The sequence below is a fragment of the Thalassolituus sp. UBA3500 genome (assembly GCF_002377545.1).
GTDB lineage: Bacteria > Pseudomonadota > Gammaproteobacteria > Pseudomonadales > Oceanobacteraceae > Thalassolituus.
In genome coordinates, this window is the sequence record NZ_DFQB01000034.1 from 16,840 (window position 1) to 40,435 (window position 23,596).

The following is a 23,596-nucleotide window of genomic DNA, read 5'->3' on the forward strand; positions in this document are numbered from 1 at the left end:
TTTTTATTTACATGCGTTTTCTGCTGTCGGTTATATCCCTCTGGCTTCTGTCTGCCACACTCCATGCTGCTTCTTTCACTGTTGAAGATATTCGCCTTGAAGGGCTTCAGCGGGTGTCTGCAGGTACTGTTTTTTCGGCGTTCCCTATTGCAACGGGCGACACCGTTGACGATGCGCGTATTGCTGAAGCTACCCGCGCTCTGTTCCGTGAGGGTTTCTTCGAAGATATCGAACTCTACCGTGATGGGAATGTACTGGTGGTGCGCATGGTTGAACTGCCAACCATCACCTCTATCGAAATCGAAGGTAACAAAGCCATTCAAACAGAAGCCCTGATGGACGGCCTGAAACAGAGTGGGCTGGCAGAGGGGCTTGTCTTCAAGCGCTCAACGCTTGAACGTATCTCTCTCGAACTGGAGCGACAGTACGTTGCTCAGGGCCGTTATGATGCGGGCATTGTGACTGAGGTCGAACCTTTGCCACGTAACCGAGTTGCACTCAAAATTAATGTTGATGAGGGCAACGTTGCTACGATTGAGCATATCAATATTGTCGGTAACGAAATTTTCCCTGATGAGGAGCTGCTGAGTCCACTGGCTCTACAGAGCACAAACTTCTGGTCATGGTATTCCAGCGATAATAAATACAGCCGTGAAAAGCTTGCGGGTGACCTTGAGACCCTGCGTTCGTACTACCTGGATCGCGGTTATATCCGTTTTAACATCGAATCAACTCAGGTGTCGGTATCACCCGATAAGCGTGGCGTCTACATTACCGTCAGCGTCTCTGAAGGCGAACTCTACAACATTCGTGATGTAAAACTCGCGGGCGACCTGGTGGTTGATGAAGAAGAGCTTACCCGTCTTTATATGGTAAAAGAAGGCGATGTCTTCTCTCGCCGCCGGGTTACTTTCACCAGTGACCTGATGACCAAACGTCTGGGTAACGACGGTTATACCTTCGCTAAAGTGAACGGTATTCCTAAAATCGATGACGAAGAGCGTCTGGTCGACATGACCTTCTATGTTGAGCCAGGTAAACGGACTTATGTTCGCAGCGTTCAGTTCTCAGGTAACGACGGCACCCGAGATGAAGTGCTGCGTCGTGAGATGATTCAGATGGAAGGCGGTTGGGCTTCCACTGAAAAAATTGAAGCCGGTAAGAACCGCCTGAACCAGTTGGGTTTCTTTAAAACAGTTAATGTCGAAACTCCGGCTGTTCCGGGCACTGATGACCTGATCGACGTGAATTACACCGTGGAAGAGCAGTTGAGCGGCAGCCTGAACTTCAACATCGGTTACGCTGCAGGCTCTGGCATGATCCTCGGTGCCAGCGTCAGCCAGAATAACTTTATGGGTAGCGGTAACCGTATGTCTCTGGGTGTACAGAAGACAGACACGGTTGAATCTTATAATTTCTCGTACCTGAACCCGTACTACACCGTCGATGGTGTCAGCCGTGGCTTTAACTTTTTCTATCGCGAAACAGACTTCGGAAGCCTCAGTACGGTAAGTGATTATCAGACTAACACCTACGGCGGTAACGTGACCTTTGGTTATCCGATTTCACGCCGCCAGCGCTTGTCGTTCTCGGTTGGCTATTCGAATACAGAAATGTTTGAAGGGGTAACTGTCCCTGCCGAAATCACCGACTTTATTGATTCTGAGGGCGACGTATTCGATGAGTACACTCTGGGGCTCAGCTGGCGTTACAGCTCTCTCAACCGTGGCCTGTTCCCGACCGATGGTATAGAGCATAAGATAAAAGCCGATATTTCAGTGCCAGGCAGCGACCTGACGTATTACAAGACCAGCTATACCTCAAACTATTACTTCCCGCTGGCGACTGAGTGGAGCTTACGCCTGAGAACGGACCTGGGTTACGGTGATGGCTTTGGTGACCTTGAACGTTTGCCGTTCTTCAAGAACTTCCGCTCAGGTGGTATTGGTGCGGTACGTGGCTATCAGATCAACAGCCTTGGTCCGAAAGGCCTGCCCGAATACGTGCCGGTCAGCCTGGCTGAAACAGATGCGGCTGGTAATGTGGTCTATGAAACGGACGACCTTGGCCGACCGCTGACCAGTGACAGTGCGCCGCAGGTTATTTACATCAAAGACGCTGATGGCGGTGCTACGGCTATCTCAAACAGCGCTGGGTACGTACCATCGTACGAAACAGACAGCTCCGGTGCCGTAGTGACCGCTCCGTTCTTCCGTGAAACAGAGCGCGCTCTGGGTGGTAACATGCTCGTAGAAGGCAGCCTGGAGCTTATTTTCCCAACGCCGTTTATCGAAGACCGCAGTTCAGTTCGCAGTATTGTCTTCCTCGATGCGGGTAATACCTTCAGCAGCGAATGTTATGTGCCGTCCGATGTTGATCTGCCAAGCTTTAATTCACACCCCTTCTGTGATGAAGGCTTGCAGTTTGAAGAGCTTCGTTACAGTACAGGTGTTGGTTTAACCTGGGTGACGGCAATCGGGCCTCTGACATTTACTTACTCATTCCCACTGAACGAACAGCGTGGGGATAGAACAGAAGGCTTTGAATTTACACTGGGTCAGGTATTCTGACGACAACCATTATAAAAGGAGAACAGAATGCGCTGGATAATGGCACTCATTGCAGCAGCAACCATCAACGTAGCGGTCGCAGCCGAGGCAACGAAAGTCGCTGTCGTGGATATGGAACGGGCATTGTTCCTTTCTGACGCGACACAGGAAGCGTTGAAAGAATTCGAAAAAGCCAACAAGGCTGATATCGATAAGCTGAAAGGTCTTCAGGAAAGCCTGACTGAACTTCAGAAAAAAATCGAAAAAGAAAAAGATTTCATGAGTGAAGAAGAAGCTCGTGCAATCAAGAATGAATTTGAAACCAAAGGCCAGGAATACCAGTTCTACGGTAACAAACTGCAGAAGCTGGAGCAGAAGTGGCGCCAGGAGCTTTTCCAGAAGCAGCTTCCAAGCCTGGAAAAAACCCTGAAAGAACTGATCGACAAAGAGGGCTACGACGTTGTTCTGAACGCTCAAGCAGCGATCTACAAGTCTCCAAAAGCAGATATCACTAAGCTGCTGCTGGAACGTCTCAACGCCGAGAAATAATAACGGACGATCCTCCCGTGCAGATCAGTCTATCTGAATTGGCTGCTCACCTCGGAGCTGAGCTTCGTGGTGACAGCAATCAGCAAATCACCGGAGTTGCGACCTTAAAGGAAGCATCCTCCGGTGAAATTGCTTTTCTGGCTAACGAAAGTTATCGCAAGCAGCTGGCAGAGTCAGAGGCGAGTGCGGTCATTGTTCGTGAAGCCGATGCTGAATCCGTCTCAGGCAGTGCTCTTGTCTGCGATAACCCCTACCTCGCATTTGCCCTTGCTACTCAATTGTTCGACAACCGTCCGCGCACATCCAGTGGTGTTCACTCGAGTGCAGTGGTTGCCGGGTCGGCAAGGATCGGAGACGGCTGCCGTATTGCGGCTAATGTCGTAATTGGCGACGGCGCGATTATCGGCGACGATTGTGAAATCGGAGCGGGCACGGTGATTGGTGATCATTGTGTGTTAGGTAGCGGTTGCCATCTGAATGCCAACGTCACCCTCTATCATGACGTAACCCTCGGCGAGAGAGTCAGAATTCACTCAGGCACAGTGATTGGTGCGGATGGTTTTGGCTTTGCGCCTGACAAAGGCCGTTGGGTCAAAATCATGCAGCTTGGCGGTGTTCGCATTGGTAACGATGTTGAAATCGGAGCCAACAGCTGCGTCGACCGTGGCGCTCTGGGCGATACGATCATTGGTGATAATGTCATCCTCGATAACCATGTCCAGATTGCACATAACGTTGAGCTGGGCGCTGGCACGGCAATGGCCGCTCAGGCTGGCGTTGCAGGAAGCACAAAGCTTGGTAAACACTGCACCCTGGCGGGTAACGCAGGTGTCGCGGGTCATCTTGAGCTGTGTGACGGGGTGTTTGTCGCTCCGAAAACCGTGATCAGTAAATCGATTAATACTCCGGGTGGCTATGCTACCGGGACTGCGCAGATGCCGATTAATGACTGGCGCAAAGCGGCAACCCGCTTCCGTCAGTTGGACAGCATGGCTCGGCGCATTAAAGACTTAGAAAAACAACTGAAGGACTAATGCATGTCCGGTGCAACCATTGAACAGATTCAGCGGGTGATGCCTCACCGGTATCCCTTCCTGCTGCTGGACAGAATTTTGTCCTGCACAACTGACTCGGAAGAAAACTCCCATATTGAGGCACTCAAAAACGTCTCAATCAATGAAAACTTCTTTAACGGGCATTTCCCTGGTCATCCAGTGATGCCGGGCGTGTTGACCCTTGAGGCTCTTGCTCAGTCCGCAGGCTACCTTGGCATGATGATGATCGGCGAAGCCCGTGATCCGAACACGATTTTTTACTTCGCAGGCTCAGACAATGTGCGATTTAAGCGACCAGTAATGCCAGGGGATCAACTGATCCTGAAAGCGGCATTCGTCAGTCGCCGTCGAGGTATCTGGAAGTTTGATTGCCATGCGGAAGTGGATGGTGATGTTGTTTGTTGTGCCCACATTATTTGTGCTGAACATACCCTGGAGGTGGCATGATTGACCCCAGAGCTGTTATCGATCCTGCTGCGAAAATTGCAGAGGGCGTTGAAATCGGTCCTTTCTCTATTGTTGGTCCAGATGTAGAGATTGGTGAAGGCACCGTGGTTGGCCCACACGTAGTCATCAAAGGCCCAACGACGATCGGCAAGAATAACCGCATATTTCAGTTTTCGACCATCGGTGAAGAGTGTCAGGATAAAAAGTATGCGGGCGAACCGACGACTCTGGTGATTGGTGACAACAACGTCATCCGCGAAGCGTGTACCTTTCACCGCGGTACGGTTCAGGACAAAGGCACTACCATCGTGGGTAGCGATAACCTCTTTATGGTGAACGTTCACGTTGCCCATGATGCTGTAATCGGTAATAACTGCATTCTGGCTAACGACACCAACGTCGCGGGCCATGTACACGTTGGTGATTGGGCGATTCTTGGTGGTTCTACTCAGGTTCACCAGTTCTGCATAATTGGCGCCCATGCCATGTGCGGTGCGGGCACTGTTGTGTTGAAAGATATTCCTGCCTTTGTCATGGCGCAGGGCTATCCGGCGCAGCCTCATGGTATCAACAGTGAAGGTCTGAAGCGTCGGGGCTTCGATAAAGACAGCATTATGCGTATCCGCGCAGCCTACAAAACCATTTATCGCCAGAATCTCACGCTGGCAGAGGCTAAAGAAGCACTCGCACCTGTCGCCGCAGAGGACGCAGGCGTTGCTATGCTGCTCGACAGTATTGAAGCTGCAAGCCGAGGGATTATCCGCTGATATGCGAATCGCGTTGGTGGCCGGAGAAACGTCCGGAGATATGCTGGGCGCAGGCCTTATCCGGTCGCTGAAGGAGAAGTACCCAGAAGCGACGTTTGAGGGGATAGGCGGCCCTATGATGCAGAGTGAGGGCATGGTCAGTTTCGTGCCTATGGAACGTCTCTCTGTGATGGGGCTGGTTGAGGTACTCGGGCGTCTGTTCGAGTTGATCAACGTACGTAAGAAACTCGTTCGTGACTGGATCGCTAACCCTCCCGACGTGTTCATCGGTATCGACGCGCCAGATTTCAACCTGGGGCTGGAGCAGCAACTCAGGACCGCTGGAATCAAGACCGTTCATTACGTCAGTCCTTCGGTATGGGCATGGCGCCAGAAGCGTGTTCTCAAGATTGAGAAGGCAGTCGACCTGATGTTGACGCTTTTCCCGTTCGAAGCGCGCTTTTACGAAAATCATAAAGTCCCTGTGCGTTTTGTTGGCCACCATCTGGCGGACAAGATTCCATTCGAGACGCCTAAAACGCCTGCCAGAGAAAATCTGGGCCTTGAGCTGAACAAGAAAACCGTCTGCCTGATGCCCGGTAGTCGGGGGAGTGAAGTCTCGCGTCTGGGTAAGCTGTTTCTCGATACGGCAAGCCTGATGCTGAAGAAAGATCCGGATCTCAGGTTTATCATCCCGGTCCCGGGTGTTGAGCGACGAGATCAGGTCGAGCAGCTGGTGAATGAATACCCGGAAGTGTTGCCGGTGAAAATTATTCTCGGGCAGTCTCAGACCTGCATGGCCGCCGCCGACGTGATCCTTCTGGCCTCTGGAACGGCGACCTTAGAAGCGATGCTGATGAAGCGGCCCATGGTGGTCAGCTACCGTCTGGCGCCGCTGACTTACTGGATTCTCAAGCGCATGGTGACGCAGGAATTTATCTCGTTGCCGAATCTGCTCGCCGGCAGGGAGGTTGTGCCTGAGTTGCTTCAGCATGATGCTCAGCCAGAAAAACTGGCAGCGGCGTTGGCGGAACGACTTGAAGATAACGATACCGTGCATCAGTTGCAGGAAACCTTTCAGTTTATTCATCGCCAGCTGCAGCGCAATGCAGATGAGGAAGCGGCTGAAGCTATCAGCCAGCTGTTAAAAAGCCGGTGAATAGCATCACTACACCAGAAGCGGCTGAATCCGAACTGACAGAAGAAGAGGCAGCACTGATTGAGAATGGGTTGATCTACTGTGGCGTGGACGAAGCGGGCGCTGGTCCATTGTGTGGTGACGTCGTTGCCGCCGCGGTGATTCTTGATCCTGATAAGCCCATTCCTGAACTCACAGACTCCAAGAAGCTGACAGAAAAAAAGCGTGAACGTCTGTTTGATGAGATCCGTGAAAAAGCGGTCGACTTCTGTATCGCCAGTGCGTCAGTGGAAGAAATTGATAGCATCAATATCCTGAACGCCCGAATGCTGGCAATGACGCGCGCTGTTGATGGCTTACGCGTCCCGTGCGATCATGCCCTGATTGATGGCAATAAACTGCCTGACCTTACTGTGCCTGCCACCGCGCTGATCAAAGGAGATGACAGGGTGGCTGCCATCTCCGCAGCGTCGGTATTGGCGAAGGTTCAACGAGACCGCGACATGGTCGAAATGGAAGAGAAGTATCCCGGCTACGGATTCGCCAAGCACAAAGGCTATGGTACGAAAGCTCACCTTGAAGCACTTCAAGCCCTGGGACCATGCCCTATCCATCGCCGCACCTATGCTCCAGTGAAGCGCCTCCTCAAAGATTAACCGTCAGATGCTGATGGTTTATGTAAACCACCTGCCATTTTTGTGCAAAGTCGGTTGTCAGTACTAGTCTGGAAGTAACAATTAAATCCCGAGGGCTGATCTGAATGCTGCGCTATTTGGATTCCTGCATCGCCACACCGCGGCCAGTTAATCCCGAAATGTTACTCAAGGCCCGGGTGCTGGCAGGACTGGCAATCTGCGCGATCTTTGCCATGTTGGTGATTTTGCTGTCGCAGGCCATGCTTGGCGTCGAGGGATTCAAAGCCGAGCATCATGCATTCCTGGCATTAGGTTGCCTCTGCCTTTTGCTTACCCGATTCACCCATGCGATAGAGGTTACAGAGCGACTGCTACTTGTTGGCATTCTGGTGTATTTCACCTATGCATCGTATCTCAGTGGGGGGCTGACGAGTTTCCTTATTCCCGGGCTCCTGGTCTATCCATTAGCTTGTGCCATTCTGGCTGGCTTAAAGTACGCTCCATTCTGGATCCTTGGTGGGATTGTCTCTCTTCTGGTGCTGGGAATTACTGACCCTGATAACAGTATCCCGATGACGGATCGCGCCTCAGACGTGTTGCATATGGTCGGGATGTTACTTGGAGCGGGCGCGATCGCCGTTCTTGCACTCATCTACGAGGGCTCTAAGAACACGGGCTTCCGGCGCCTTGAATATTAGCGTAAGGATGCCGAAGAACTCAGCGACAGAATCAGTGAATTACTGATTTCTGTGAATCACTCTATTGTCGTGATCAGCCAGGAAATCAGTGCAATAGCGCGTCGTTCTGACGAAACCGCGGGTGAAATGAAAGAACAGTCCGAGTTTGCCAATGAAATTCATAGTGGCATGGGCGAGCTTCGTCAGCAGGTGGCGGATAACGCAGATCTTTCTAAAAAGCTGGCAGCGAATGCCGCTTCTTCTGGTGAGCTCGCTTCAGAGAGTGTTGATGTCATGGCAGCGTCTAACAAGGCCATGACGGCAGTATCTGATCAGGTGGCGGAAACAGGGCTTCATATTGATGAATTAAACCGGCGTAGTAGCGAAATATCAGACATCGTCACCGTTATTCAGGCAGTGGCAGAGCAGACTAATCTGCTTGCGTTGAATGCTGCTATCGAGGCTGCCCGAGCGGGTGAGCATGGTCGGGGGTTTGCGGTGGTTGCTGATGAAGTACGTCAATTGGCGGAGCGCACACATCGATCCAGTGGCGAGATAAGTGACAAGGTAACAGGCATTCTCAGTATTACCCATAAGGCACAGGAATCCATGCGACAGGTCAGTGAGCTGGCAGCGCACGGGCGTGAGAGTTCTAATAAATCCAACGAGGCGGTAAATGTGTTACTGAATACCTCGAATGAGATCAACGCATACCTGACAGGATTGTCAGAGTCGAGTGAAAGCCAGAATACCCTGAATGAATCAGTCACAAAGCGATTCGACTCCATTCGATCGGCGATAGAGAAAGCTTTCTCTTCCACTTCAGAAGTTGCCGAAGCGATTCAGAGGCTCGAGAACGAAGTCTCAACTCTCTCCCAACTAGCGAGTTCATTTGCCGGCAGTGATGCCGAGCTGTTCTGATCAACTTGCCGGGCTTTCAGGGCTGGGCTTTGAGGCCGTAAGTCGTAATTTTGAGCCAGTTGGCAAGATCCTCATCTGAAAGCTGAGTCATCTGTTCGGGTGTAATCGGGTTACCAATTACCATACGAATGGTTTTATTCTGCTTCTTAAGAAATTCAGCGGGAATCCGGAGCGTACGTATCAGAGGATGCACCTTACCCAGAAGATGAAAGCTCAGGCTGTTCTGGCTATCGAAATATATCGGAATAACCGGAACATCCGCGCGTTTGATAAGGCGCATACTGGAAAGTGACCAGGATTTGTCTTTGATACCTTGTTGGCCTTTATACCAGGTTGATACTTCTCCGGCGGGAAACAAACCAAGCCCTAGTCCTTTGCTCAACTGATCTAATGATTTTTGTGTGCCACCCATGGCTTTCGGACCACTGTTCTCGAACGGATTGACGGTGATAAACAGATCGGAGAAAGGCTCGAAATAGGCCAGCAGAAAGTTTGCTATCACCCGGTACTCAGGTCGTATCCGGCCGATAATCAGAAGCAGAATGATGCCGTCGAGAAACCCAAAAGGATGATTAGACACCGTAATAAAAGGCCCGGTTTTGGGAATTACTTCGGCTAATCGCTCAGCGTCATAATCCAACTTAATGTTTTGGTCGTTCAGTGCGTCTTCAATGAGATCAATGCCGTGTTGTCGGTCGACGCGGTCGTAGATTTTCGTCAGCTGTGGAATTTTCAACAATCTGAGTACAATGTCAGCTTGCCATTCGGCGAGGCCTGACGCCTTTATTAATCCTTCCCGATCAATCAGGGGCATATCAGCAGTCCAGTCAGTCACAAAACGCTGGCATAATAGCAGCCGCAAACAGCAGGGCAATAGTAGGAATAAGAATGTCGACGACCACAGATGTCATCATTATTGGTGCCGGAGCAGCGGGTTTATTCTGTGCCGCACGCACCGCCGCCGAAGGACGCACAGTCAAAGTACTGGATCACGCAAACAAGGCGGGTAAAAAGATACTGATGTCGGGGGGCGGTCGCTGCAATTTCACCAACTACTATATTGAACCAGCCTGTTACCTCAGCCAGAACCCACACTTCTGCAAATCAGCGCTCTCCCGGTATACCCAGTGGGACTTTATCGATCTGGTCAGCAAGTACGACATACCATTTCATGAAAAAAAAGACGGTCAGTTATTCTGTGACAATAAATCGTCCGATATTCTCGAAATGTTACTCGAGGAATGCCGACGAGCAGGGGCTGGGGTGCAACTTAATACGTCCGTCGATTCGGTCACACCGAACGAAGCCGGTTTCACGCTGAGTACTTCAGCCGGTAGATACGACTGCCGCTCTCTGGTGGTCGCGACAGGAGGCCCTTCGATTCCGACCCTGGGGGCCAGTGGCTTTGGCTATGATCTGGCTCGACAGTTTGGGCATCAGGTGTTTACTCCTCGAGCGGCGTTAGTCCCGTTCACTATTACTGATCAACTGAGCAGCTTATGTAAGGCTCTCTCAGGGACAGCGTTACCAGTCTCAGTGTGCTGTGACGATCAGGTATTTAATGACGACTTACTCTTTACCCACCGAGGCTTGAGTGGCCCCGCTGTTCTACAGATTTCTTCTTACTGGAATCAGGGAGACACGGTCGAGATCAATCTGTTGCCGGGTATCGACCTGACTCAAGCCTTTCAGAAGGCCCAGCAACAGAAAGGCAAAACTCACCTGAAAACCTGGCTGGCGAGCCTCACGACACAGAAATTTGCTGAGCAATGGTTAGCGCATCATAAATTTGAAGATCGATATCTTGCTGAAACTGGCAAAAAGACAGTCAAAGCACTGGCCGAGTCGTTGCATCAGTGGCGGGTTAAGCCTGCAGGCACGGAGGGCTACCGCACTGCCGAAGTCGCGATTGGCGGCGTCGATACAACAGAACTGTCATCTCAGACTATGGAATCCCGCATAATTCCGGGCCTGTTCTTTATCGGAGAGGTCGTTGACGTTACCGGGCATCTGGGTGGGTTCAATTTTCAGTGGGCCTGGGCCAGTGCTGCAGCGGCGGCTGAGGCATTGGCTGTCGGGTAAACCGGAATGGCAACCTGCCTAATATGACATTCTTGATATGGCCTTACGGGAATATTACGTAAGGTTCAGGCATGGGTCACAGCTTTGTCTAGACTGAAATCAATTCCCCTGCTCGGAGTGATTTCATGGCGTTTGCAGATGCAGCAGCCCTGGACAATGAGAAGCCCGTGAAGCCTGTCATTCTTCTGGTTGATGACGAGGAGAATATTCTCAAATCCCTGACCCGCTCCCTGGGGCGGCTGGACGTCGATATCACGACAGCGTCATCGGTCAGTGATGCACTCTATATACTCGAAAATACTGACGTTGATCTCGTCATCAGTGACATGCGTATGCCCGGCGCCGATGGCGCTGAGCTGCTTAAAACCGTTGCTGAGAAATCCCCTGATACCCTGCGATTCCTGCTTACTGGTCACTCCGATATGGAGTCTACGATTCGTGCGATAAACGAAGGCCAGATACATCAATACCTGACCAAACCCTGGGACGATAATAAGCTCAGGGCTTTGATCGAAGAAAGCCTGCACACACGCCTGCTCGAGGCAAGAAATCAGCGCCTTCAGGCAGAACTTGTGAGTAAGAATCACGAACTGGAAGAGCTCAACAGCTCGCTTGAGAAACGGGTAACGGAGCGCACCGAAGAGCTGCGCCTGAATGCCCGACTGCTCGAACATGCGTTTGATGATCTTCAGAAAAGTTACGGTCATGTCCTCCGGCTGGCCTCCAGTCTTGGAGCATTGCGCGAACCTGGTGCGGCTGCCGCCGCAGAGTTGCGCTCATCCATGGCCGAGTCGTTGGCTGAAGCGCTGGGGTTTGCAGACTCTGATGTCCGCGAAATACGAGATGCTGCACTGCTTGCAGATCTCGGCAATATCGGACTGCCTGACGAATTACTGAACAAACCGCTGGTGGACTTCGATGGCGCGGATATGCAGCAGTATGCGCAGGTACCGGTACTCGCAGAAGCAGCACTTATGGGTATACCAGGCATGCGACATAGTGCGGCTATGTTGCGAAGTCAGTTTGAGCGTTTCGATGGTTCCGGGTACCCCGATCATCTATCCGGATCTTCAATACCTGCCGGTGCCCGCATCATTTCTATTGTGAGGGACTACACTGATCTTATTCGTGGTCGTTTCACCGGTGAAGAAATAAAACCTCAGCTAGCAAAAGCCGAATTGGTTCGCCAGAGTAATATGAGGTACGACCCGGCCATATTGAATATATTCTGTGAGGATTGCGGCGCCTTTGATACCGCCAACCTTGCCGACGATGCCTGTTATCTGGGAACCGATGAACTCGAAGCCGGAATGGTGTTAGCTCAGGATCTTTACAGCGAGAAAGGCATGATTCTTTTACGTAAAGGGCACGCACTTACCAGTGAATTGATCAATCGGCTGAGTCACTTGCAGAACTGGTCGGGTCGAACACTGGATGTGGCTGTTGAAAAGCAAACCGATTCAACCAAAGAGATAGGAGGGTGACATGAAAGGCGTAGTGTTCGACATCCTCAGAGACATGATCGAAGAGAAGTTCGGCTTGGAAGGTTGGAACCAGCTTCTTGAAAAAGCAGGATCTCACGGTATGTACCTGTCTTCTGAAAGCTACGACGACAGTGAGATGGTCGCCCTGTTGGGTGCGGCTTCAGAAATGACAGGCCAGGATATACCGAACTTGCTTAAAACCTTCGGTGAATACATGGTGACTGAATTCTCTGTCCGATTCCCCGTTTTTTTCGACAACTGTGACGGTCTTATTGATTTTCTGAAGTCCGTAGATCAAATCGTGCATGGTGAAGTACTAAAGTTCTATCCCGATGCCAATCTGCCGTCTTTTTCTTATGAAGAGGGAGTGAGCACGCTGACGATGATCTATAAGTCGGATCGCAAGTTGTGTCACCTTGCAGAAGGCCTGATCAATGGCTCGGCCAGGCACTTCAACGAGACGGTAACGATTGAACAACCCAAGTGTATGCACCATGGCGATGAGGCCTGTCACTTAGTGATAACCGTTGGGGGTGCTGATGACTGAAGACTATCGCGCGGCTTACCTGAGGGAGAAAACGCTCAGGAAGCAGGCGGAACAGATGCTCGAGGACAAATCCCGTGAGCTCTATGATTCATTCCGTAAGCTTCAGCAGGCACATGACAGCATGCAAGAGAACCAGAAGGCGCTGTTGCACAACGAGAAAATGGCGTCTCTTGGGGTGCTGTCGGCCGGGGTAGCACACGAGATCAACAACCCAATCGGTTTTATTTACAGTAACTTCTGCACCATGTCAGAGGGGATGTCCGACATTCAGACGTTCGTCTTCACTATGGATAAGCTGGTAAACAGTGATGCCGATGGCCAGAAAATACGTGACGCCTGGCGAGAGGGGCTGACCAGATACGATGTCGAGTATCTGCTGATGGATTTCGAAAGTCTTACCTCCGAAACCATAGAAGGGCTTGAGCGGGTTAAACAAATTGTTGCCGATCTTAAATCCTTCACCCGTGAAGATAGCGGGGAGATGGACTTGGTGGACGTTAACGAATGTGTTCGCGGCGCTGTGAACATACTCAGCAACCAGACCAAGTATCATGCACAGGTGCATGTTGATTATGGAGAGCTGCCAAAGGTCAAAGGTTACTTCGGTAAGCTGAACCAGGTGTTCACCAACATGATCGCCAACGCCAACCAGGCCGTTGACGAAAATGGCGATATCCACATCTCAACCACCTACAACAATGGCTATATCGAGATCCGCTTCCGGGACAACGGCCATGGCATCAGTAAAGAGCATATGAACCTGCTGTTCACGCCTTTCTTTACGACGAAACCGGTAGGTGAAGGAACCGGCCTTGGACTGTCGTTATCACATGGTTTCATCGAAGAACACAACGGCCGTATCAAGGTAGAAAGTGAGATCGGAGAGGGCACAACCTTCACGATTTTCCTGCCGCCCGCAGACGACTGAATCCCCCCAGAAGAACATTCATTAAAGAAATAGTACATATAGATACTATTGATTTTAATTATGGAATCTAAAGCACTACTATTCGCTCTGTCAGAAGTCGCGGGTCAGCAAATTCGCTGCTCTGTGAAACTTTCCAACCCACTCTTTTAAGGACTGACTTATGTCAACTTACCAAGACGATATCAAAGCGGTAGCCGCGCTGAAAGAAGCAGCTGGTAGCCCATGGGATGCTATCAACCCAGAATCTGCAGCTCGTATGCGCGCTCAGAACAAATTCCAAACTGGTCTGGACATCGCTCGTTACACTGCCAAAATCATGCGTGAAGACATGGCAGAGTTCGACAAAGACAAGACTAAGTACACTCAGTCTCTGGGTTGCTGGCACGGTTTCGTAGGTCAGCAGAAGCTGATCTCAATCAAGAAGCACTTCGGTTCTACTAAGCGTCGTTACCTCTACCTGTCTGGTTGGATGGTTGCAGCTCTGCGCTCTGAGTTCGGTCCTCTGCCTGACCAGTCTATGCACGAGAAAACTGCTGTAGCGTCACTGGTTAACGAACTGTACACCTTCCTGCGTCAAGCTGACGCTCGTGAACTGGGTGGCCTGTTCCGTGCACTGGACGCAGCTCGTGAAGCTGGCGATTCTGCTAAAGAAGCAGAAATCCAGGGTCAGATCGACAACTACGAGACTCACATCGTACCTATCATTGCTGACATCGACGCTGGTTTCGGTAACGCTGAAGCGACTTACCTGATGGCTAAGCAGATGATCGAAGCGGGTGCTTGCTGCCTACAGATCGAAAACCAGGTTGCTGACGAGAAGCAGTGTGGTCACCAGGACGGTAAAGTGACTGTTCCACACGCTGACTTCCACAACAAGCTGCGCGCTCTGCGTTACGCATTCCTTGAGCTGGGCGTAGACGACGGTGTTATCGTTGCACGTACTGACTCTGAAGGCGCTGGCCTGACCAAAGAAATCGCAGTGGTTAAAGAGCCAGGCGATCAGGGCGACGTTTACAACTCATTCCTGGACGTTGAAGAAATCGACGTAGCTGACATGGCTGAAGGCGATGTTGTATTCAACCGTGGCGGTAAGCTGGTTCGTCCTAAGCGTCTGCCTTCTGGTCTGTACCAGTTCCGTCAGGGCACTGGCCACGAGCGTTGCGTATTCGACTGTATCGAAGCTATCAACGCTGGTGCTGACCTGCTGTGGATCGAAACTGCAGTACCAACAGTACACGAAATCAAAGGCATGATGGACGAAGTACGTAAAGTACACCCAGATGCGAAACTGGTTTACAACAACTCTCCATCATTCAACTGGACTCTGAACTTCCGTCAGCAGACCTACGATGCATGGGAAGCTGAAGGTAAAGACGTTTCTGGCTACGACCGTTCTAACCTGATGTCTGCTGAATACGACGACTCTGAACTGTCTGCTGCTGCTGACGCTCGCGTTAAGACGTTCCAGGCTGATACTTCACGTGAAGCGAACGTATTCCACCACCTGATCACTCTGCCTACTTACCACACGACTGCACTGTCTGTGGACAACCTGGCTAAAGAGTACTTCGGTGACCAGGGCATGCTGGGTTATGTTGAAGGCGTACAGCGTAAAGAGATCCGTCAAGGCATCGCTTGCGTTAAGCACCAGAACATGGCTGGCTCTGACATGGGCGACGACCACAAAGAATACTTTGCTGGTGAGAACGCTCTGAAAGCTGGTGGTGCTAAGAACACTTCTAACCAGTTCTCTTAAGACCTGATTAGTTGTTCTTAAAGAAGCGGCCTACGGGCCGCTTTTTTTGTGTCTCCAGCTTGGTAATGGCGCAAAGCATGTCTTCGTGGTCGACGACCACAAAGCCATATAAGAAAAGCGTTGCTGGTGAGAACGCTCTGAAAGCTGGTGGTGCTAAGAACACTTCTAACCAGTTCTCTTAAGATCTGATTAGTTGTTCTTAAAGAAGCGGCCTACGGGCCGCTTTTTTTGTGTCTGTCTGTAAGAGGGAAGCTTCTTCCCGATATCGTTATTACCCGATGAATGTTCGGGGATATGATCCCCTCCTACATGCACCATGATCAGCTTGAGCGAATCATGGCAGGTAGCCAATGTGGGATTGAATCAGCCGAAGGCTATTCGCGAAATCGAGCTGTCTGGTTATATGTAGGAGGGGAGCTTCTCCCCGACAATCGCGGTTGTCGCAGCAGGACATCGCCTCCGAATGACTGTAAAATGACATCGGCAAGCTGCTTCCGGATGGGTGGCACGGAATGTGGTATTTTCCTGACACTTACATAAGAACTTCTTCCTATGTAGCTTGGAAAATGTTTCCATTATCACAACAAGAATAAAAACATTATTTCCTGAGAAGCACTAATTACCGCGTATAACGCTGATCTACGGCAAGTAGTTATCTGACAAAGTCGTCCAATATACTGATTTATAAGGATTTATTTGCAGTAGCTGATGAACTTGTCAGTAACGGGCAAGCTTTTTGCTATTTTCCGTTCAGCCTATGTGGCCTCTGTCGCCAATAGACACAAGGTCACAGTTCGTTAACACTGCGCGGGTAATCTCAAACACTGAGAAAGCGCGTTCTCAATACACGAAAGTAGAATAATTATGAGCCAAGCAGAAACTAGTGTGCAGTCAGTAACTCCTCTGGAACGGGCCCGTCAGTGGGTGTCGCAGAGCCTGACTCAAGAGAATCAGATCACAGCGTACCTTGAACCATTGATTCAGGTGGTCCTGCCAGGCTGGACCACCGATGCTGTGCGTTCAAAAGTCATCCAGGTACGTCCTGAAACGAACGATGTATACACTCTGGTTATCCGCCCTGGTAAGCGCTGGAAAGGTTTCAAAGCTGGTCAGCACCTGCAGATCACTGCCGAGCAGAATGGCTCTCTGCAAACCCGTTTTTTCTCTGTATCCAGCGCTCCGGCTTACTTTAAAAAGACCGGCCTGATCGAAATGAGCATCCGTGTACAGGAAGGTGGTCGGGTTACGCCCTGGCTGCGCGATGCGTTTGCCGCAGGTGGTATCTGCAATCTGTCTCCTGCTGAAGGTGACTTTACCCTTCCTGAGGGCAACCAGCCGGTTCTTATGATTGCTGGTGGTAGCGGCATCACTCCGTTCCGTTCAATGCTCAGCCAGATGGCGGCCAGTGGAGACAAGCGTGATGCGCACCTGATGTTCTACGTCAGGGATGCTTCTAATGCATTGTTTCAGGAAGAGTTTGAAAAGATCGCCGCTGAACACGACAATATTCGTGTGACCTTCATGAACAGTGCTGAAAAAGGCGTGTTCAGTGCAGAGCATATTAAAGAAATATGTCCTGATTTCGCTGAACGAAAAGTCATGATCTGTGGTCCAACACCTATGATTCAGCTGGTGCGTCAGGTCGTCTCAGGCGAAGGCGTATCCGCAGATAACATCATGTTTGAATATTTTGGCGCGGCACCGATTGAGCTTGACCGTGCTGATGCAAAAGATGCTTACGTTAGCTTTGAGAAGGGCGGTGTCGCTGCAATTTCCAGCGCCGAAAATCCCGTCAGCCTTCTTGAGCTTGCCGAGCAAAATGGACTCAAGCCGCTGGCCGGATGCCGGGTAGGCGTTTGCCATCAGTGCAAATGTACAAAGAAAAGCGGCGTAGTTCTCAACACTCTCACTGGTCAGTACTCCGACACGGGCAGAGAAGACATTCAGTTATGTGTGTCTGTTCCTGTCAATGACGTCGTACTGGATGTCTAACGAGGATAATTATAATGACAACACCTATCCCTAGTGCCGATACACTGGAATCATTCCACAAAGAACTGGATGAAATACGCGACGACCTCATGGCCAAAGTTGGTGAGGAAGACGCCCGATACATCCGCAGAATTGTTCGCGTACAGCGCTTTCTGGAACTCGGTGGCCGTGCAGTTATGGTTGCTGGTTTCTACCATTGGATATGGTGGCTGGTCGGCGTTGTCATGCTGGGTTGTGCCAAGATCCTCGACAATATGGAAATTGGCCACAACGTGATGCATGGTCAGTATGACTGGATGAACGATCCTCATCTGAACTCGCGAACCTTTGACTGGGACAATGTCTGTGATGGTGAATCATGGCGCCGTACCCACAATTACGAGCACCACACCTATACCAACATCATTGGCAAAGACCGTGACTTTGGTTATGACACACTGCGTCTCAGTGACGACGTGAAGTGGAAGGCGCACTATCGTTGGCAGCCCATCCGCTTAATCGTACTGATGCTGAGTTTCCAATGGGCGGTGGCCTATCATGAACTGTTTGGTGAGCGTATTTTCGTCGGCAAACGCCGCCCGGAAGGTAAGCTGCCAATCTCTCACGCTGAGTTGATTAAAGATTTCTTCTCAAAGATCCGCCGTGCAGTGTTCCGGGATTACATCTTCTACCCAGCCATTGTGGGCATCTTCCTTGGCTGGCCGATGTTCTTCGCCATCGCGGCAGGTAACCTGGTTGCCAATCTGATTCGTAATGTCTGGGCGAACATTATCATCTTCTGTGGACACTTCACCGAAGAAGTACACACCTTCAGCGAAGAAGATTGCGAAAACGAAACTCGTGGTCAGTGGTACTACCGCCAGATTCTGGGGTCGTCCAACCTCGAAGGTTCTAAACTTCTGCACATCATGAGTGGCCATCTGAGCCGTCAGGTTGAACATCACCTGTTCCCTGATATGCCGTCTTATCGTTACGGCGAAGCGGCAGAACGTGTGCGGCAGGTGTGCGCTAAGCACAACATCCCATACAACACAGGTACGTTGTGGGATCAGTACAAAACCGTTGTGGCACGTGTATTCAAATACAGCCGCCCACCTAAGAAAACAGGTGAGATGGCAAACGCCTGATATCTGACAGGTGTCTGATAAAAGCGGCATTTTCCGGAAGGAGAATGCCGCTTTTTTTATGTCATCATCTTATTTCAGAAGGAAGGAATTCTTTTCTAGTTATAAAAACTGTCCAGACTGGGAGATCAGACCTTCTCTCCACATGTCCCCAAATACCGGCTCTCCAGGGCTTTCATTTGTCTCAGACTCCATGTTTATGGCTGTCCTGGTTTATTAATGAAATCCAGGAAAGAGTGACTTTCATCGACACCAGTCACTCACTGTATGACACTGGCAATCACTGCCGTCGTGGCACGTAAAGTGCAATTTGCTGGTAGCAACAGATGGATTGCTCAACAGCAGAATAGTCATTTCAGGAGAAATAAAGTGACGACTCACATACCAAGTGCGGAGACGCTGGAATCATTTAAAAACGACCTCGATCAGATTCGTGACGAGGCGATGGCCAAAGTGGGTGAAGAAGACGCTCGCTACATCCGTAACGTTGTTCGGGTGCAACGCGTGTTGGATATCGGTGGGCGTGCGGTGATGGTTGCCGGTTTTTACCACTGGATCTGGTTTGTTGTGGGTGCCGTGATGCTTGGCATTGCCAAGATCCTCGATAACATGGAAATCGGCCACAACATCATGCATGGCGCATACGACTTTATGAATGATCCGCATCTGAATGGCACATCGTTCGAATGGGATAACGTCTGTGATGGCCAATCCTGGCGTCGTACGCATAACTTTGAACATCACACCTACACCAACATCATCGGCAAAGACCGTGACTTTGGTTACGACCTGCTGCGTCTCAGTGACGACACGCCATGGAAGCCGCGCTTTAAAAACCAGTTCTTCTGGTATCTCGGCCTCACCACCTTCTTCCAGTGGGGTGTTGCCTACCACGAGCTGATTGGTGAACGCGTCTTTTTTGGCAAAAAGAAAGTTGAGCGTCAGTCCGTCATCAGTAAGAAGCAGCTGGCGAAAGACTTCTTCGCCAAGATCCGCAAGAGTGTATTCCGTGACTACCTATTTTATCCGGGTGTTGTAGCGCTGTTTCTGGGTTGGCCAATGTTCTTCGGCATTCTGCTGGCGAACATGGGTGCTAACCTGATTCGTAACATCTGGGCCTCCACGATTATCTTTTGTGGGCACTTCACCGAAGATGTCCATACCTTCAGCGAGAAAGAGTGCGAAAACGAGACTCGCGGCCAATGGTACTATCGCCAGATACTGGGCTCATCTAATCTCGAAGGGTCGAAACTGCTGCACATTATGAGTGGCCACCTGAGCCGTCAGGTAGAGCATCACCTGTTTCCGGATATGCCGTCGTATCGTTACAACGAAGTCGCGGAGAAAGTGCAGGCGGTATGCCGTAAGCACAATATTCCGTACAACACAGGCTCGTTGTGGAGTCAGTACAAAACGGTGGTTGAACGTGTACTGAAATACAGCAAACCGACACCCGAAGAGAAGGCGGCCTTTAAGCAAGTCAGAGCCTGATCAATACCAATAAAAAAGCCGCTCATTGAGCGGCTTTTTTCGTGTAGTACACACTCCCGTAGGGTGGGCACTGCCCACCTGGGCAGGGTGGGAAGTCTGTCACTTACCACCCTTCAATACATGCTGAATACGCATCTGGGTTTCTGGTGTTGCCAGCAGATCCGTAAAGGCATTCATTTCAGCCAGTACGGCTTTGTTCAAGCGCTCACGATGCCCTTCAGCACGGCCCAGCGCCTTGATTGCTTTAAGTGAACCCTGGTGATTCTTGAGCAGCTCTGCTGCAGTCGCCATCGCAGTCTCAAGTGCCTTGCCGTCTTCAACGGCTGCATTCAGCAGACCCCATTTCTCTGCTTCAGCAGCTGAGAAGAAACGGCCAGTGAGTAACAGATCTGCAGCGTTCTTAGGGCCGATTGCTTCAGCTAGCATCACAGAAGAACCACCCTCAGCCGCAACACCAATTTTGGCGAACGGTAGGCTATACCGAATGCTCTTACCGGCGTACGCCATGTCTGCGTGAAGCAGCAGGTTTGCACCGATGCCCACGGCAACCCCTTCCTGCGCAAGAATCAACGGCTTCTCAAGACCTCCGAGCGTATCGAAAATACCGGCAACGCCGTCACGAACCCCTTCTAAATCACCGTCAGACAGAAGATCGCGCAGATCATTACCTGCGGTGAACTTACCCTCGCTGCCCGTCATTACAATCACAGACACCGCATCATCAGCATCCGCTGACTTCAGTGCTGCAATAATGTCTTTATAGGTCTGAACGCGAATCGCATTCAGCACCTTCGGACGATTGATCGAAATAACCGCGATGCGATCGTTAACCTGATACTCGATATCCTGATACATAAGAAACCCTGACGGTAAAACCTTAAAGAGTCTGGATCATGGCAAAGGGTGCCCTTAAGAGCAATGATCAAAGGTAACATCAGAATGATCAAATGTGTCGATTATGTGCTGCCCTGCGGAGGCGTCTGAATGTAAAGAGAGTGTGGATATCCAAACAGTATATTTTGGACTTTTCGAGCAAAACTGGCACGCTTTACATTCGCGCTTGCACGTTTTGCCGGTGGGGGGTACTGTAATCCTCAAGCGAATCAGATACTTACAAACTTGGTTTACAAGTTTATGTGCGCACGAATATCGAAATAACAGGCGTGCGCGTTTTTCTGGAGGGGAGATTTGAGTTATGGAAGATTCTTCAATTGAGTCAAAGAGTTACCCCAAGAACCTCGAAAGAGTGTCCCAGGATAAACGTGCTTGCACACTAATAAGCTGTTATACCCCATTAACCCTCAAGAAGGATCGAATATAAAAAGTTAAAATCAGCGGCTATCGTTGGAACCTTTGGAATTGGGGTGGTTCTTACAAACACGGCGAGCGCATTCGAGGATTTAGGCAAAGACTGTAAAGCCTATGCAAGAGCTGTTTTTGCAGTTGCGGAAGTGTCCATGCACCGGGGTGAGGCACAAGCCACGATGAATCAATGCACTGGATTTCCAGATCAAGAGAATAATCAACCAAACAGGTGGTTAAAGAAAGATGACATACTCATCAGGTAGTTTAATTAATCAAAAAAAATGGATCTTACTTTTTCATTTTATTATTGGTGCAATAATAGGCGTGCTTCTATTACATCCGTTGACGACAATGGTATTCTGGTACGAATACAAGGGCTTAATCGAATTTCCGGGTAACAGCCCGATAGAGTTTTTGATTCAGCGTTTAATTACTGAATTCAAGTTTGAATTAATGCCTATGAGCTTTGTGTTTGCACTGCTTGGCGGTATTGTTGGTCTATTGTTCGGTCTGTACCATATAAGACTGTCTGGCCAAAAAAATCTTGTCCGCTCTCTGGAACACGAGCTTGCTGAAGAATTACCCTTATTGATTGCCAGAGGCGAAAGTGAGCATCTTGAATTCAAATCCACGTATCGTTGGGATGTAAGACAACAGCGAACGAATCGCGCACTTGAGTCGATTGTCATCAAAACCATCGCCGGTTTTTTAAATCGCGAAGGCGGTACACTGCTAATCGGTGTTGAGGACAACGGCAATATCATTGGAATCGACTCTGACTTCCAGACATTGAAACACAAAAATAGAGACGGCTTCGAACGCGCACTGATGGATACGGTTAAAACCAGTCTAGGAGGAAACGCTTGCGCATTACTTCATTGCCGGTTCCACGATATTGAAAATAAAACCATCTGCCGCGTCATTGTCGAGAGCGCTGTTGAACCTGTTTATTATCATGAGGACAGCGTAGCACGGCTTATGGTACGCACAGGTAATAGTACACGAGAGCTGGATGCGCGGGAAGCACATGCCTATCTTTCCAGTCGAACAACAAAATCTTTTTCTTTATAGGTACACAATGAATACGCATTCGCATAACCACGACACTGAATCAATAGGTGATCGCCGCCTGGGGTTCGCCATCGCTATCAATATGCTCTTGACATTAGCACAGGTCGTCGGTGGTATTCTATCGGGCAGCCTTTCACTTATTGCTGATGCGCTGCATAATTTCAGTGATGCCGCCTCACTGCTCATTGCCTGGGTCGCCAGAAAGATCGGGCGTCAACCGGCGGATCATTTCAGAACCTTTGGTTATAAACGCGCTGAAGTTATCGCCACATTGATTAATTTAGTCACGCTTGTCCTGGTTGGGCTGTACCTGGCCTATGAAGCGCTATGGCGAATCTATGAACCACAGATTATTGAAGGCTGGATGGTTGTGATTGTGGCGGCGATAGCACTTGTGATTGATCTGGCAACCGCGTTTCTTACCTTCACCATGTCTAAGCACAGTATGAATATCCGTGCCGCTTTTTTGCACAATGTATCGGATGCACTGGCTTCACTGGGTGTTATTGTTGCCGGCACACTGATCCTTCTTTATGAGTGGTACTGGAGTGACACCTTAATAACATTATTGATAGCCGCGTATGTTTTGTACCAGGCAGCCACGATGTTACCAAAAACCATTCATATCCTGATGCAGGGAACACCGGAGGGCATTGTTATTGATGATGTCATCACAGCCATGCAGCAGGTAACAAATGTTATCAATGTTCATCACGTACATATCTGGCAACTTGACGAGCATCAGAATGCATTAGAAGCTCATGTTCTACTTTCTGATTATTCACAACTGGATAAAGTGAAGGGTGAATTAAAAACAGCGCTTGCACAAAAATTCTCCATCGGGCATTCAACACTCGAGTTTGAGATTAAAGAATGCAAATATGATCAGTGTTAACTTTTTTATATCGAAGCAAGTTTTAAATGAGTAATTGTGGAAGTGAAGAGTCTGTAATCATTCTTCATGACAGATTGCGTTATGTTCTAGGCATCGTATTTTAATGGCCAATTGTTATCTGATTATAAGAAACAAAAACGTCAGCAGCTCTTAAGGCTGTGATTGCAAAGAAGGACAAGGCTTAGTATCAAGTTTGAAGTGCGA

21 protein-coding genes are annotated in these 23,596 nt (G+C 49.9%); 19 read left to right on the top strand and 2 right to left on the bottom strand.

Features of this window, described 5'->3' with window-relative positions:
* Nucleotides 1–11 precede the first annotated feature (11 nt).
* The 9 genes from bamA (at nucleotide 12) to B2R29_RS09185 (ending at nucleotide 8,717) form a co-directional block, all read left to right on the top strand.
* Nucleotides 12–2,570: an outer membrane protein assembly factor BamA gene (gene bamA / locus B2R29_RS09145; RefSeq protein ID WP_301180771.1), complete on the top strand. Its 2,559-nt coding sequence runs from the start codon at nucleotides 12–14 to the stop codon at nucleotides 2,568–2,570.
* A 27-nt stretch (nucleotides 2,571–2,597) separates the two neighbouring features.
* Complete coding sequence (locus B2R29_RS09150; protein ID WP_301180772.1) at nucleotides 2,598–3,098, top strand: OmpH family outer membrane protein; 501 nt, start codon at nucleotides 2,598–2,600, stop codon at nucleotides 3,096–3,098.
* A gap of 17 nt (nucleotides 3,099–3,115) precedes the next feature.
* Nucleotides 3,116–4,132 carry a UDP-3-O-(3-hydroxymyristoyl)glucosamine N-acyltransferase gene (gene lpxD / locus B2R29_RS09155; protein ID WP_301180773.1) on the top strand — a complete coding sequence of 339 codons (1,017 nt, stop codon included), beginning with the start codon at nucleotides 3,116–3,118 and terminating at the stop codon, nucleotides 4,130–4,132.
* A 3-nt stretch (nucleotides 4,133–4,135) separates the two neighbouring features.
* Complete coding sequence (gene fabZ, locus B2R29_RS09160; RefSeq protein ID WP_301180774.1) at nucleotides 4,136–4,600, top strand: 3-hydroxyacyl-ACP dehydratase FabZ; 465 nt, start codon at nucleotides 4,136–4,138, stop codon at nucleotides 4,598–4,600.
* Nucleotides 4,597–5,367: an acyl-ACP--UDP-N-acetylglucosamine O-acyltransferase gene (gene lpxA / locus B2R29_RS09165; protein WP_301180775.1), complete on the top strand. Its 771-nt coding sequence runs from the start codon at nucleotides 4,597–4,599 to the stop codon at nucleotides 5,365–5,367. The genes fabZ and lpxA overlap by 4 nt, the downstream gene beginning before the upstream one ends.
* A gap of 1 nt (nucleotide 5,368) precedes the next feature.
* A complete protein-coding gene (gene lpxB, locus B2R29_RS09170; RefSeq protein WP_301180776.1) occupies nucleotides 5,369–6,505 on the top strand; it encodes a lipid-A-disaccharide synthase in 1,137 nt (378 codons plus the stop codon).
* Nucleotides 6,506–6,540: 35 nt separating this feature from the next.
* Nucleotides 6,541–7,140, top strand: a complete 600-nt coding sequence (rnhB, locus tag B2R29_RS09175) for a ribonuclease HII (protein WP_301180790.1) — start codon at nucleotides 6,541–6,543, stop codon at nucleotides 7,138–7,140.
* Nucleotides 7,141–7,244: 104 nt separating this feature from the next.
* The gene (locus B2R29_RS09180; RefSeq protein ID WP_301180777.1) at nucleotides 7,245–7,817 is read left to right on the top strand and encodes a hypothetical protein; all 573 of its coding nucleotides are present in this window, start codon (nucleotides 7,245–7,247) and stop codon (nucleotides 7,815–7,817) included.
* 51 nt (nucleotides 7,818–7,868) lie between these two features.
* Nucleotides 7,869–8,717, top strand: coding sequence for a methyl-accepting chemotaxis protein (locus B2R29_RS09185; RefSeq protein WP_301180778.1), 849 nt, complete (start codon nucleotides 7,869–7,871; stop codon nucleotides 8,715–8,717).
* Nucleotides 8,718–8,733: 16 nt separating this feature from the next.
* Here the strand turns inward: B2R29_RS09185 and B2R29_RS09190 are convergent, their stop codons facing one another.
* Complete coding sequence (locus B2R29_RS09190; protein WP_301180779.1) at nucleotides 8,734–9,531, bottom strand: lysophospholipid acyltransferase family protein; 798 nt, start codon at nucleotides 9,529–9,531, stop codon at nucleotides 8,734–8,736.
* A 74-nt stretch (nucleotides 9,532–9,605) separates the two neighbouring features.
* Here B2R29_RS09190 and B2R29_RS09195 point away from each other — a divergent pair, with 74 nt between their 5' ends.
* From B2R29_RS09195 to B2R29_RS09230, 8 genes are all read left to right on the top strand, one after another.
* Nucleotides 9,606–10,799 (top strand): NAD(P)/FAD-dependent oxidoreductase, encoded by a 1,194-nt coding sequence (locus B2R29_RS09195; RefSeq protein ID WP_301180780.1) that lies wholly within the window; start codon nucleotides 9,606–9,608, stop codon nucleotides 10,797–10,799.
* Between the two features lie 125 nt (nucleotides 10,800–10,924).
* Nucleotides 10,925–12,283: an HD domain-containing phosphohydrolase gene (locus B2R29_RS09200; RefSeq protein WP_301180781.1), complete on the top strand. Its 1,359-nt coding sequence runs from the start codon at nucleotides 10,925–10,927 to the stop codon at nucleotides 12,281–12,283.
* A 1-nt stretch (nucleotide 12,284) separates the two neighbouring features.
* On the top strand, nucleotides 12,285–12,830 hold the full coding sequence (locus B2R29_RS09205; RefSeq protein ID WP_301180782.1) for a heme NO-binding domain-containing protein: 546 nt from the start codon (nucleotides 12,285–12,287) through the stop codon (nucleotides 12,828–12,830).
* On the top strand, nucleotides 12,823–13,758 hold the full coding sequence (locus B2R29_RS09210) for a sensor histidine kinase (RefSeq protein ID WP_301180783.1): 936 nt from the start codon (nucleotides 12,823–12,825) through the stop codon (nucleotides 13,756–13,758). Before B2R29_RS09205 ends, B2R29_RS09210 begins: the two co-directional genes overlap by 8 nt.
* 160 nt (nucleotides 13,759–13,918) lie before the next feature.
* Complete coding sequence (locus B2R29_RS09215) at nucleotides 13,919–15,514, top strand: isocitrate lyase (RefSeq protein ID WP_301180784.1); 1,596 nt, start codon at nucleotides 13,919–13,921, stop codon at nucleotides 15,512–15,514.
* An 864-nt stretch (nucleotides 15,515–16,378) separates the two neighbouring features.
* Nucleotides 16,379–17,506 carry a ferredoxin reductase gene (locus B2R29_RS09220; RefSeq protein ID WP_301180785.1) on the top strand — a complete coding sequence of 376 codons (1,128 nt, stop codon included), beginning with the start codon at nucleotides 16,379–16,381 and terminating at the stop codon, nucleotides 17,504–17,506.
* A 14-nt stretch (nucleotides 17,507–17,520) separates the two neighbouring features.
* A complete protein-coding gene (locus B2R29_RS09225; RefSeq protein ID WP_301180786.1) occupies nucleotides 17,521–18,633 on the top strand; it encodes a fatty acid desaturase family protein in 1,113 nt (370 codons plus the stop codon).
* A gap of 366 nt (nucleotides 18,634–18,999) precedes the next feature.
* The gene (locus B2R29_RS09230; protein WP_301180787.1) at nucleotides 19,000–20,121 is read left to right on the top strand and encodes a fatty acid desaturase family protein; all 1,122 of its coding nucleotides are present in this window, start codon (nucleotides 19,000–19,002) and stop codon (nucleotides 20,119–20,121) included.
* Nucleotides 20,122–20,220: 99 nt separating this feature from the next.
* On the opposite strand, the gene B2R29_RS09235 is transcribed toward B2R29_RS09230, so the two are convergent.
* The gene (locus B2R29_RS09235; RefSeq protein WP_301180788.1) at nucleotides 20,221–20,976 is read right to left on the bottom strand and encodes an enoyl-CoA hydratase/isomerase family protein; all 756 of its coding nucleotides are present in this window, start codon (nucleotides 20,974–20,976) and stop codon (nucleotides 20,221–20,223) included.
* 693 nt (nucleotides 20,977–21,669) lie between these two features.
* Here B2R29_RS09235 and B2R29_RS09240 point away from each other — a divergent pair.
* Nucleotides 21,670–22,497, top strand: a complete 828-nt coding sequence (locus B2R29_RS09240) for a helix-turn-helix domain-containing protein (protein WP_020931834.1) — start codon at nucleotides 21,670–21,672, stop codon at nucleotides 22,495–22,497.
* Nucleotides 22,454–23,392 (top strand): cation diffusion facilitator family transporter, encoded by a 939-nt coding sequence (locus B2R29_RS09245; protein WP_301180789.1) that lies wholly within the window; start codon nucleotides 22,454–22,456, stop codon nucleotides 23,390–23,392. Before B2R29_RS09240 ends, B2R29_RS09245 begins: the two co-directional genes overlap by 44 nt.
* Nucleotides 23,393–23,596: the final 204 nt, after the last annotated feature.

Bases quoted from the DNA above. Each gene is read 5' to 3' on its own strand.
- bamA (WP_301180771.1), top strand. From the start codon at position 12: ATGCGTTTTCTGCTGTCGGTTATATCCCTCTGGCTTCTGTCTGCCACA.
- B2R29_RS09150 (WP_301180772.1), top strand. From the start codon at position 2,598: ATGCGCTGGATAATGGCACTCATTGCAGCAGCAACCATCAACGTAGCG.
- fabZ (WP_301180774.1), top strand. From the start codon at position 4,136: ATGTCCGGTGCAACCATTGAACAGATTCAGCGGGTGATGCCTCACCGG.
- lpxA (WP_301180775.1), top strand. From the start codon at position 4,597: ATGATTGACCCCAGAGCTGTTATCGATCCTGCTGCGAAAATTGCAGAG.
- lpxB (WP_301180776.1), top strand. From the start codon at position 5,369: ATGCGAATCGCGTTGGTGGCCGGAGAAACGTCCGGAGATATGCTGGGC.
- B2R29_RS09180 (WP_301180777.1), top strand. From the start codon at position 7,245: ATGCTGCGCTATTTGGATTCCTGCATCGCCACACCGCGGCCAGTTAAT.
- B2R29_RS09190 (WP_301180779.1), bottom strand. From the start codon at position 9,531: ATGCCCCTGATTGATCGGGAAGGATTAATAAAGGCGTCAGGCCTCGCC.
- B2R29_RS09195 (WP_301180780.1), top strand. From the start codon at position 9,606: ATGTCGACGACCACAGATGTCATCATTATTGGTGCCGGAGCAGCGGGT.
- B2R29_RS09200 (WP_301180781.1), top strand. From the start codon at position 10,925: ATGGCGTTTGCAGATGCAGCAGCCCTGGACAATGAGAAGCCCGTGAAG.
- B2R29_RS09205 (WP_301180782.1), top strand. From the start codon at position 12,285: ATGAAAGGCGTAGTGTTCGACATCCTCAGAGACATGATCGAAGAGAAG.
- B2R29_RS09210 (WP_301180783.1), top strand. From the start codon at position 12,823: ATGACTGAAGACTATCGCGCGGCTTACCTGAGGGAGAAAACGCTCAGG.
- B2R29_RS09215 (WP_301180784.1), top strand. From the start codon at position 13,919: ATGTCAACTTACCAAGACGATATCAAAGCGGTAGCCGCGCTGAAAGAA.
- B2R29_RS09220 (WP_301180785.1), top strand. From the start codon at position 16,379: ATGAGCCAAGCAGAAACTAGTGTGCAGTCAGTAACTCCTCTGGAACGG.
- B2R29_RS09225 (WP_301180786.1), top strand. From the start codon at position 17,521: ATGACAACACCTATCCCTAGTGCCGATACACTGGAATCATTCCACAAA.
- B2R29_RS09235 (WP_301180788.1), bottom strand. From the start codon at position 20,976: ATGTATCAGGATATCGAGTATCAGGTTAACGATCGCATCGCGGTTATT.
- B2R29_RS09240 (WP_020931834.1), top strand. From the start codon at position 21,670: ATGACATACTCATCAGGTAGTTTAATTAATCAAAAAAAATGGATCTTA.
- B2R29_RS09245 (WP_301180789.1), top strand. From the start codon at position 22,454: ATGCCTATCTTTCCAGTCGAACAACAAAATCTTTTTCTTTATAGGTAC.